This window comes from Corallococcus praedator, from assembly GCF_003612125.1.
GTDB classification, from domain to species: Bacteria; Myxococcota; Myxococcia; order Myxococcales; family Myxococcaceae; genus Corallococcus; species Corallococcus praedator.
In genome coordinates this window covers 1-457 of sequence record NZ_RAWI01000973.1, presented here as the reverse complement: position 1 = coordinate 457, position 457 = coordinate 1, and the positions used below count along the sequence as shown (strand labels likewise).

The window sequence follows — 457 nt, the reverse complement described above, 5'->3', positions numbered from 1 at the left end:
TCGCATGGCCGTCTGGGAAGTCGACCTCGCAACCGAGACACTCGTGTCGTCGCCGGACCTCAACCGACTGTTCGGACTGCCGGAGGACAGCACTCCGGACATCGCGACGCTCCGATCCTATTACTATCCCGGCGAGCAGGAGCGCATGGCCGAACAGGGCCGCAAGGCCATGGAGCGAGGGGAGCGTTACGCGGAGACGGACTATCGCATTATTCGTGCCGACGGCGAAGTTCGCTGGCTTGGGTTGCGTTGCCAACTGCACGTATCGGAGCAGGGTGAGCCCCGCCGAGTCATCGGAGTTCTGTGGGATGTTACTGAGCGCAAAGGTGCGGAGTTGCGCCACGCGGTGTTGGCGGAACTCACGTCCCGAACCCGCGACTTCGATGACCCAGAAGAAATTTCCTACGTCGCCGCCGAGGTTCTCGGTCGTGCACTTGGAGTCAGCAGAGCCGGTTAC

The 457-nt window shown here is 62.4% G+C and carries 1 protein-coding gene; it reads left to right on the top strand.

Going from position 1 to position 457, the window contains the following annotated elements; translation table 11 throughout:
- A partial coding sequence (locus D7Y13_RS42660) for a PAS domain-containing protein (protein WP_147452700.1) occupies window positions 1–457 on the top strand: 457 nt, incomplete at both ends.